Raw genomic sequence first — 10,234 nt, forward strand, 5'->3', positions numbered from 1 at the left:
ATGGCTGAAAAAGGCGTCATGTCCGGAGAGATGCATTTTATAAAGGAAAGGTTTCATAAAGAACGGTGCGGCCGCATGAGTGAGCAGCAGAAGATAAACAATAAGCGATAATAGAAAGAAGGGAGAACTTCATATAAAAAGTGTTGTGGAGCTGTTGATTATTACAAATGGGGAAATGCAGGATTGCATTTGGAAAGAGTTGACGAAACGGCTGATGGCTGTATCCGGAAATGTTGGCTATACAGATAAGCGGCCTTTGGAAGTGACCGTTATTAACCAGAATGATATCATACCCTGGCAGTTTCCGCCAAAATGTGAGTACATGTATGGGGAATGGCTGAGAGAAGAGATGGATGAGGGAGAAATACCGAAAACGTGCTGTGATCCCGATTTAGCAATCATTCGCTGCTCGGATTAATTACTCATGTATCCGGTGATGGGAGAAGTGTACTTTTAACATTAGCCAGAATGTGGTTTACCGAAGAAACCGGTGAGCTGTGCTCGAAAAATATTGCAGCAGTATGGGCGCTCCCTAAGATGCCACCAAACCTGGCGCCGCTGCTTAAGATGGCAGAAAAGGTGTATATAGGGGGGCGGGGGATACATGGGAGGATTTAGGGGAGGAGGCAAAGGCGCTCGTTCGATATATGGAACGTAGGATTGAAGATTTGGTTGGATAGGAGAACTGAGCCGAATTTTCGGAACTATAATTACCTGAATATATAGAAAAAGATGAAAGTAAGACAACCAAAATGCAGTTGGGTGCCGAAAGCAGATATGATAAGCATAAGATCTGGCTCTGATAAAAACCGGAACCGCGCCCCATGTTTAAAATTTCCCTCTTCTGCCAATACTTGTTAATAACAACTGGTGAAAGTGAGGAAAAGGTATGAGCAGGCGTTATCATGTGTATTCCCTGTCAGACCCCTCGAAGGCACAGCGAATTGTCGGCGAGATCGGAAAAATGGACGGGGTAAAGAAGGTGGACATTTCTGAGGACTTGAGGGAGATGGACATCGACGCGGATGCCGCAGAGTTCAGCACGGTCATGGACCGGGTGGTGAACATCTGCAATAAGGTTTCTTATGGATGCGAAGTGAAATATAAGTTTTCATGAGCAGACGGTGAGCGGCGGAGAGGAGAAAAAATCCTCTCCGCCGTTTCTGTGCGGAAAAGTGATAATATCCCTTTTACTATAATCTCTCTGTCTAAAACTGTTTTTTTGTGATAGATTAAAGGGAGGCGGCTGTGTGAATGCAACTGGCTGTCTAACTAAGAACCCAACTAACTAAAAACCCAACTAACTAAAAACCCAACTAAGTAAAAACTCAACGGAGAGGAGCATCAAATTGAGTACGTTCATATTCGAAAATCTAATATCGGAAAAGATAATCTCCTCCTCCTGGGGGCTGCTGAACCTGCTCTATCCGGCCGCGGCCGGTGTGGGGCTCATTTTCCTGCTGAACCGCCTGTTAAAGCCCCGCTTTGGCTGGCCATGGCTGACTGCGGCTGCCATCCCATTTCTTATTCATCTTGTCACTGCAATGGTAATCGGGTGGGAGCCGGGGCTTCAATGGTCGGTTCCGGGAACCTGGCTGCTGTGGTACCCCGTGATTCTGCTGCTCTTATGTTCGGTCTTCTACAAGGGACCGGCGGCTGCGAAGCTCTATCTGGCAGTGACCTTCTGTACGTTTTACCTTCTGACGATGCAGACAATGGAGCATCTGGGCTACATTCTGTTTCAAATGGCGCTGCACGCGGAGCTGCCGCCTGGGGGCAGAGAACTGCCGGTCCTTATATTCTATACGTGTCCGTTTTTTACGGGGCTGCCGTACCCGGACAGTTTTCTTCGGGCGGTTCTATACAACAGTGTCTTTTTCATAAGTCTGGCCGTGGCCTGTGTTCTGATTCTGATCTCCAGCCGCTGTCTGGCCGTGAAGCTAAAACGGCGCACGTGGGAGATGAAATGGAAGGAAGTGGTCTTTTTGCTCCTTCCGGCGGGCGCAGGGATATCCTTCTATATTTTCATAAACTTTATTAAACAGGTTTTGTTCGAGACCGCGGCCGTGGAGCTTGTAAAATGGTACGGCCCCGCGTTTTATCTGCTGATTCCCGCGCTGACGCTGGGCCTCATGGCGGCGGTTCTGTATTCGTGCGATATCTATGAACAGCTTCTGGTTTTCGGCGAGGAAAAAGGAAAGGCGGACATGCTGGAGAATCAGGTGGAGCAGATGGAAGGGCATATTCAGGATATCGAGCGGCTCTACACCGGAATCCGTTCCATGAAACATGATATGCAGAACTATCTGTTCGATATCAGAAGCCTGCTGAGCAGCAGGGGGATCCGGGTGGAAGACGATCCGGAGGGGCTGGGCGCGTATTTCTCGGGGATCGGAGAAGCCCTCGACCGGATGAATGCAGTCTACCACACCGGAAATCCGGTGACTGATGTGGTGATCAACGAGAAGTACCGGCAGGCACGCAGTCTGGGTGCTCAGTTCACCTGCTCCTTTCGTTTCCCGGAAGCGTACCGCATCAGCGCATTTGATATCAGCATTATTTTAAATAACGCACTGAACAATGCGCTGGAGGCGTGCGAACGGCTGAAGGAGAAGAATCCGGAGGCGCCGCTCTCCATTCAGATTGAGGCATACTGCAAAAACAACGTGTTTTTTATGGAAATTACCAATACCTTTGACGGGATTTTAAAGCATGGGGAGAGAGAACGCTTCCTGATGACGAGGAAGGAAGATCCCTTTGAACACGGACTGGGATTTCAGAATATCAGACGGTGTGCGGAGAAATATTTCGGCACAGCAGATTACCGCTACAGTGAGGAACGCTTCTATTTAACCGTGATGCTGCAGCGGGTATGGAAAGCGGAATAAAAACAGGCCGGGGCAATATCGCCCGGCCTGTTACTGCTCTCCCCGTTTTAAAAAATGCATATAGGTGTCAACGAATTCAGAATATCTCGTCTTCGACAGCAGCAGGCTGCTTCCGTCCGTCAGCCGGATCGTCTGGCGGTTATAGCTGTTGATCTTCTCCAGATTCACCAGAAATCCCCGGTGGCAGCGGTAGAAACGGCTGCCTAAATGCTTTTCCAGATCATTCATGGTGGCATAGATCTCAAACGCTTCTTTTTCCGTGTGGATGACTACTTTTCTCAGATTGCTCTCTACATAGAATATCTGGCTCGGACAGACCCGGATATGATCGGTTTTCGTGTGGAAAAAAAGAGCCTTCTCATCAGTATGTTCTTCACATTCTGCCGCGGCCATTTTAAGAATCTTCTCAAATTTCTCTTCATCCAGGGGCTTTAAAAGATACTGGAAGGCAAATAAGTCAAAAGCGTCAAACACATAATCGTCGTATGCAGTAATAAATATGACGGCAGGGCGGTGAGGCGTGCGCGAAGGAGTCCGGCTGCGCAGCTGCTTGATCGTCTCCAGTCCATTCATTTTCCCCATACTTATATCCATTAGAATGATATCGAACTCTGTCGAGGAGCTTAATAGATCCATACCATTATGAAATGCTTCAATACCGGCTTCAGGAAGAATTCCGGAACATAGTTTTGTTAGATATGTAAGCATATGTTTATCGTCGTCGCAAATCCCAAGCTGCAGCATAATACCCTCCTTATAAATCCGTATCTGCACTTCCATGATTTTATCATATGCAGTGCGGGGATGCAAAGCCTGCGTCATGAGTAGTCGTGGAAATGTAACGAAAAGTTGGAAAGTATTTCCTCATCCATAGTTGTGCACTATGTATTAAACTATCATAGGCAGGAAACGAGGCCGATTCAGATGAAAAATTAAATAATTAAACACAGATTCAATGCTTTTCATGAAGTATTTGAAATGTATCCGGCAGCCCATAGGGTAAAAGAGAGAAGGCAGAGAGAAAAACATCAGAAAGATTGTAAAATTTAGTAAAATCATATTGACAAAACTTAATTCCTAGTGTATATTTTAAATATAATTTAATTGTTAATTAAATAAAAATTCAATAGTGTTTAACAAGGAGGAGAATCGTGAAAAGGAAATTAACAGCAGTTCTTACAGTTGCCCTGGCAGCGGGGATCATGGTAACGGGGTGTGGCAGTTCAAGTTCAGGTACGACGGCAAAGGAAAGCGCAGCAACTACGGCGGGAGATACCACTGCAGCAGGAGATACTTCAGCAGCAGGAGACACTGCCACAGAGGCGGCGAAGAGCGGAGAGGTAACGACCATTCGTTTCTACGGATCCGATTCCGAGTACAACCAGAATATCGTAGCGGGCTTCCAGTCAGAGAACCCGGATATTAAGGTTGAGATCGTACCGGTAGACTTCGATAACGCGGAGCAGATCATCAAGACAGGCATCGCTTCCGGTGATCCGGTCGACGTAAGCTTCTTCTGGGGAAGCCAGATCAATGCATTTACAGATGACAACATGGCATACGACATAACTCCATACTTAACAGAAAACAACAATGAGTGGAAAGATACATTTGTTCCGGCATACATAGACGCAGGCATGGTTGACGGTAAGTACTACGCCGTAAGCTACCAGCCGGTTATCGAGACCATTTTCTATAACAAGGATTTATTTACTCAGTATAATGTAGAGCTTCCGAAGACATGGGACGAATTTGTAGAAGCATGTAAAGTGTTCAAGGACAACGGTGTATACGGCGTAGGCAACTGGAACGGCCAGAACCACCAGCTGCTTCAGTTCGCATACCAGTATATGGCCAATGACGGAACGCTGGAAGAATACGTGGCAGGCAAAGGCGACTTTACACAGTGCGAAGGCTTAAAGAAATGTCTTGAAAACTGGAAATCCGTTTACGATGCAGGCTACTGGTATCCGGGCGAGGGTGCTTTAACCTCCACCAAGGACCAGACTCAGGCGGCGTGGTATCAGGGCAAGGTAGCCATGCTGTTTGACGCAGGCTCCAACGCAGGCGAATACATCAAGAACAGTGAATTTGAAGTTGGCATCCTTCCATTCCCATACGTAGCAGAAGGCGGAAAGTATGCACTTAACACGGTAACAAACGCACTGTTCATTCCGGCCAATGCAAAGCATCCGGAGGAAGCGGTCCGTTTCATGAAGTACTATACCAGCGACGCAGGCATCGAAGAGATCATCAAGAGCGGAAGACTGCCAGCTACTATCTCCATGCAGGATAAGGTGGACAGCGAAATCTTAAAAGACCTTCTTGCAACCACGGTAGGCGACAATGTAGTCGGGTACAAGCAGATGCAGGGACTTTCTTCCGAGATCAATTCCTTCCTTCAGAATGATATGGTCGGCATGGTCTGCACAGGAACCAGCGTGGAAGACACACTGGAGCAGCTGGAAGATTTAAAGCAGGCAACCGTGAAAGGCGAATAAGGAAAGCAGTAAATACGCGCTGATAAGGGAGTGCTGACAGCGCTCCCTTTTTCCTTACATTGAGGTATAGAGTATGCAGAAATCAAAGAGAAAAATGAGCAATATCGAGAAAAAATATATGGTTGCAGGCTTTGCATTCCTGACGCCTGCTATTGTGATCTATCTTATATTTGCCGTCATCCCGTTTTTTGACAGTTTCATTCTGTCATTTCAGGAGTGGAGCGGTTTTGGACCGAGAACGTTTCTTGGTTTGAAGAATTATTTTTCCGCGTTCCGCGATAAGACGTTCCTCCTGGCCATCAGGAACAGCGTTTATCTCGGTGTGGCATCGGCGTTTTTCAGCGTGATCATAGGTGTTCTTATGGCATGGCTGCTTCTTTATGTAGGGAAAAAATGGGGCGGCTTCTTCCGTACCATCCTCTTTTCACCCAGCATGATTCCGGCCGTCATCACTGCCCTGATCTTTGCGTTCGTCTATGAGCCGGAGATCGGTATTTTAAATAATATCCTGGGTACTCTCGGCCTGGAAAATCTGCAGCATGCGTGGCTGACCAACAAGGGGACGGCGCTCAACTGTATTCTGTTCGTATCGGCCTGGAAGCAGGTAGGACTTACCATGGTGCTCTGCTTTGCCGGTATGCAGGGAATCGACAACTCCTTAATCGAGTCTGCAAGACTGGATGGGGCGACGGATTTCCAGATCTTTAAGAAGATTATCCTGCCGCTTATCATGGCGTTTGTCCAGCTTTCCACAATATTTGCAGTTATGAGCGGTCTTAAGATTTACGATACTGTAGTAGCACTTACCAATGGCGGACCGGCCAAGTCAACGACCGTTATGCCGTTATGGATTCTTCAGAACTCGTTCTCATTTAACAATTACGGTTATGGTTCCGCCATGAGTATGATTTTTGTTGTCATTGTTTTAATCGGCATGGTTGTGGTCAAGAAGCTGGTAAGAGGAGGTAACTATGAGCGATAGAATGTTCGGCATGAATAAATGGATGAAGGTGCTTGCCTATACTGTTCTGGGCATTTACACCGTCGTGGTTGCCTACCCGATCTTATTCATGTTTTTTACATCTTTTAAATCAAATAAAGAGTTCTTCGTAAACCTGTTCGGCCTTCCACAGAACGTGGAGATCATGAACTACGCCAAGGCGTGGAGTGTGGGAAAACTGGGTACCTATTTTGGAAACAGTGTAGTGGTCACCGGAGTTTCCGTAGCGGTTACCACGATTGTTTCACTGCTTGGCGGATATGCGCTGGCGAAATTATATATACCGAAGGCAAACCTGATCATGGATGTGTTTATGGTGTTTAACTTTATTCCCGGCATTGCGATCTACATCTCCCTCTATTCCATGATGAGCAGGATGCATCTGACGGGCGGAAGAATCAGCCTGATTCTGCCTTATATTGCATGGCAGATTCCATTTTCCATGTATATCATCAAGCAGTACTTTGAGACCATACCCGAGGAACTGATCGAGAGCGGGCGAATCGACGGCTGTACGGAATTCGAGGCGTTTTTCCATATTATGCTTCCGCTGGTGAAGCCGGCGATTGCGACCATCATCGTGTTCACCTTTATCGGAAACTGGGGTGAACTGATGTGGGCCAACATTACGACGGCCTCCAACGCGCTGATTAAGACACTTCCCGTCGGCCTTCTGAATTTCAAGACGGAGATGGGCGTCGAATGGGGACAGTACACCGCGGGAATCTGCATGGTCACCCTACCGCTGATGCTGGTATTCGGGTATTTCCAGAAATACTTTGTATCAGGACTTACGAATGGCGCGGTAAAGGGATAATTTAACAATAATAATGATGAGAGGGAACGCGAATGAGATATACAGATTATAAGTTTCACGTACCGGAAGAAAAGATTGTAAGGCTGATCGTGAATACCGATGCTAAGAACGAGGCGGACGACCAGTTTGCGATCGTTCAGGCGCTGCTTAGCCCGAAATTTGAAAATGCAGGTATGATTGCGGCTCATTATGGAACGAGACATGAGGATTCCATGGAGCGGAGCTTTAAAGAACTGGAGGTTATCTTCGACAAGATGCATTTCCCGAAGGAAAACATGATTTTCCACGGCGCGCCTCATGCGATTCCCGACAAGACGACTCCGGTTGTGAGTGAAGGGGCGGAGCTGATTGTCAGAGAAGCCATGAAGGACGACGACCGTCCGCTGTTCGCAATCTTCTTAGGCCCGCTTACGGACCTGGCGAGCGCTCTTCTCATGGAGCCGAAGATCGCTTCCCGGATGACGGCTATCTGGATCGGCGGCGGAAGGTATCCGGCCGGCGGCCCGGAGTTTAACCTGGGTAATGACATCAATGCGGCCAATGTGGTGTTCCAGAGTAAAATGGAGATCTGGCAGGTTCCGAAGAACGTTTATGAGATGATGCCGCTGTCACTGGCGGAACTGGAATATAAGGTAGCTCCGTACGGGGAAATAGGAGAGTACCTTTTGCAGCAGCTGGACGAACACGCGCAGGAGGAGGGGCCGAGAAACAGCGCCTTCCGCACCGGAGAGACGTGGGTCGTCGGGGACAGCCCGGCCGTTGGCCTGCTCTTATATGAGCACAGATTTGAGTTTGACTGGGTCGAGGCTCCGCTGGTGACGGAAGACATGGCCTATGTTCATACGAAACTGAACAGACCGATCCGGATTTACCATTCCATCGACAGCAGGCTGATCCTGGATGACTTCTTTGCGAAGCTGGCGCTGTTTCATGCGAAGCATCCGGAAGGATATAGCGGTTAAATGGATGCTGCGGAAAGAGGAGAACCTGTTATAATATAAAAAGGAGTTTTCAAGTCTGCAATGGCAGCAGCTTGAAGGCTCCTTTTGTTATTTTGAAGATCCGTCATTACCAAAAGAGCAGAGCGAAGCCTGAAAGGGAAATCAGAGGCGTGCCAGCTGTTCCATAAATTCTCTGGTACGAAGCGTCTCATGCTGCGTTCCAAGCGTAAGGATCTCAGAAAGCACCTCGTAAAAACGAGTGATATCTGTCCGATCCAGCTCTGCCGTCTGATATTTGAAATAAAAATCCCAACCGCGGTTCTGAGGCGCCTGCATCACCGTTAAGTAAAGCTTCTGAATATCCGCCCTGCTTGAGAACCACTCGATGTTCAGCGGGATGTGTTTTAAAAATGGGTTGGGAGAGGAGAGAGGAAGGGGCTGACAGGTCAATGCGGCTCCTTCATAGGTGGTAAGCGGCGGCATCCCAAAGGTATCGGCAAACAGCGCATTTACCTGTTCCGGATCGAAGTCGGCGTGGCGGTATATGCCGTTTTGATAAGCCTTTATCTGCCGTATCCCATCCAGAAAAGTGGCTTCCGGCAAAACTACGGTCCTGCAGGGGTAGCAGTGAATCCGGCAGCCGCCGCAGGTACGGCTCTGCCTGGAAGAGCGGCGGGATACGTAATTGCGGAGGCTGATGTCCGGTTCTCCATCATTGGCAAAGGACAGCGCAGTGCGCATGGCCATGAGCAGCAGATTAGCCATGGACACGGAATGCTTCCGGCAGTATGCTTCCAGCCGGGCAGCCTCCTTTTTCGGCAGAGTGAACTTCTCCATATCGCCGTCCATGGGCTGTATGATCCGGTCGGCAGCGCGCAGGCCGGGAAGGCCGTGGCTGATCCGGCTTTGCATCAGTTTCCGGGAGCCGCCGATATCTGTGTAGATGGGCTCGCCTGCGGACAGCAGCTGCCTCCAGAAGGCGCTGTCCCTTTCCCTGCGCAGCGGATCCTGTTCCCGCCGTAAATCTGACTGCAGAACCTCTTCATAACACGCCGGCATGTCTGGCGCCGGCGATCCGTAAAGGTAATGGCAGTACAGCTGGAACGTATCATTCATCATAAAAATCAGTCCGCAGGAATCCATGATGCGGTGATCGATACAGAGGTAAAGGCCGTTCCAGCCGCCTGGAAGGGATACCATGACAAAACGCAGGAGGGGGGAATCCGCTTCGTCAAAGCCAAGAGTGCTCCAGTGATTCATCAGAGCCTTGATCTCCGGGGCGCTTTTATCCTTTAAGTTTTCATATGTAATGTCAGGGGAACTCTCCGGGACAATATACTGCCGGATTCCACCGTCTCTGTTCGGCGGCGTGAACTGGACCCGCAGGCACTCAAGACGCCGGACTTCTTCTTTCAGGCATTTTTCTAACAGGGAAAAGTCTACGGGAGCATGTAAGGAAATGCACACTCCGATGGTTAAAATCTGGGCTGTGCCGAATTCTTCAAGGGCCTGCTGGAGCATGCGCTGGGAAGAGGTGAGGGGAAAAAGGGTATTAGTCATGTGGCCACGCTGCCTTTCCGGGATTGCATAAGTGTTACAATATATGAAATCCGGGGAAGGTCAATGACAACACATGCAAAGCAACCAAAAATCACTGAAGTAAATCCACCATGAGTGAATGGAATTTTTCGTGTTCGCTCCACTGCGGAAAGTGGCAGGAGTGCTCAAACCAGTGAAACTGCTTTTCCGTCTGTATGGTATCATAGTATTCTTTTGCAAGCACGGATGAGACGTGGATGTCGTGACGCCCCTCCACGAATATGACAGGCGCCCCATACTCGGTCCGGCCTTCAAAATTAACCTCCATAAGCTCAGGCCACAGCCGTTTGATTGCCTGCAGGCTGCCCTTCTGGCGCCGTATTAAATCAGGAATCGAATAATACTTGGAAAATAGGAACGGTGTCACCAGGGGATTATAATTTGTCCTGCCGTAGAGGGAGCCTCCGTGTTTTACAACCTGTTTTGTCACGAAAAGCAGATCGTCCAGCCAGTTTTCACCGGTGTAGGTGCAGTCCGCCTTTTTCAGC

At 48.6% G+C, this 10,234-nt stretch carries 11 protein-coding genes; 8 read left to right on the plus strand and 3 right to left on the minus strand.

What is annotated here, in order from left to right:
• Positions 1 to 175: 175 nt before the first annotated feature.
• From ACLTD4_RS15170 to ACLTD4_RS15185, 4 genes are all read left to right on the plus strand, one after another.
• On the plus strand, positions 176 to 418 hold the full coding sequence (locus tag ACLTD4_RS15170) for a hypothetical protein (RefSeq protein ID WP_147335897.1): 243 nt from the start codon (positions 176 to 178) through the stop codon (positions 416 to 418).
• A 50-nt stretch (positions 419 to 468) separates the two neighbouring features.
• A complete protein-coding gene (locus ACLTD4_RS15175; RefSeq protein ID WP_412331398.1) occupies positions 469 to 618 on the plus strand; it encodes an aminoglycoside adenylyltransferase domain-containing protein in 150 nt (49 codons plus the stop codon).
• Between the two features lie 271 nt (positions 619 to 889).
• Positions 890 to 1,117, plus strand: coding sequence for a hypothetical protein (locus ACLTD4_RS15180; RefSeq protein WP_002601263.1), 228 nt, complete (start codon positions 890 to 892; stop codon positions 1,115 to 1,117).
• Positions 1,118 to 1,349: 232 nt separating this feature from the next.
• Complete coding sequence (locus ACLTD4_RS15185; protein WP_117634177.1) at positions 1,350 to 2,888, plus strand: ATP-binding protein; 1,539 nt, start codon at positions 1,350 to 1,352, stop codon at positions 2,886 to 2,888.
• A gap of 30 nt (positions 2,889 to 2,918) precedes the next feature.
• Here ACLTD4_RS15185 and ACLTD4_RS15190 read toward each other — a convergent pair whose 3' ends face one another.
• Positions 2,919 to 3,632: a LytR/AlgR family response regulator transcription factor gene (locus tag ACLTD4_RS15190; RefSeq protein WP_117634176.1), complete on the minus strand. Its 714-nt coding sequence runs from the start codon at positions 3,630 to 3,632 to the stop codon at positions 2,919 to 2,921.
• Between the two features lie 407 nt (positions 3,633 to 4,039).
• On the opposite strand from ACLTD4_RS15190, the gene ACLTD4_RS15195 reads away from it, so the two are divergent.
• The 4 genes from ACLTD4_RS15195 (at position 4,040) to ACLTD4_RS15210 (ending at position 8,168) form a co-directional block, all read left to right on the plus strand.
• A complete protein-coding gene (locus ACLTD4_RS15195) occupies positions 4,040 to 5,389 on the plus strand; it encodes an ABC transporter substrate-binding protein (RefSeq protein WP_117634175.1) in 1,350 nt (449 codons plus the stop codon).
• Between the two features lie 73 nt (positions 5,390 to 5,462).
• Positions 5,463 to 6,371 (plus strand): carbohydrate ABC transporter permease, encoded by a 909-nt coding sequence (locus tag ACLTD4_RS15200; protein WP_002601259.1) that lies wholly within the window; start codon positions 5,463 to 5,465, stop codon positions 6,369 to 6,371.
• Entirely contained in the window at positions 6,361 to 7,206 is an 846-nt protein-coding gene (locus ACLTD4_RS15205) for a carbohydrate ABC transporter permease (RefSeq protein ID WP_117634174.1), read from the plus strand. The genes ACLTD4_RS15200 and ACLTD4_RS15205 overlap by 11 nt, the downstream gene beginning before the upstream one ends.
• A gap of 32 nt (positions 7,207 to 7,238) precedes the next feature.
• On the plus strand, positions 7,239 to 8,168 hold the full coding sequence (locus ACLTD4_RS15210) for a nucleoside hydrolase (RefSeq protein ID WP_055659534.1): 930 nt from the start codon (positions 7,239 to 7,241) through the stop codon (positions 8,166 to 8,168).
• 141 nt (positions 8,169 to 8,309) lie between these two features.
• On the opposite strand, the gene ACLTD4_RS15215 is transcribed toward ACLTD4_RS15210, so the two are convergent.
• Positions 8,310 to 9,707, minus strand: a complete 1,398-nt coding sequence (locus ACLTD4_RS15215) for a condensation domain-containing protein (protein ID WP_117634173.1) — start codon at positions 9,705 to 9,707, stop codon at positions 8,310 to 8,312.
• A gap of 91 nt (positions 9,708 to 9,798) precedes the next feature.
• The coding region (locus ACLTD4_RS15220) for an alpha/beta fold hydrolase (RefSeq protein WP_412331399.1) at positions 9,799 to 10,234 on the minus strand (436 nt) is incomplete at its 5' end.

This window comes from Hungatella sp. (assembly GCF_046966825.1).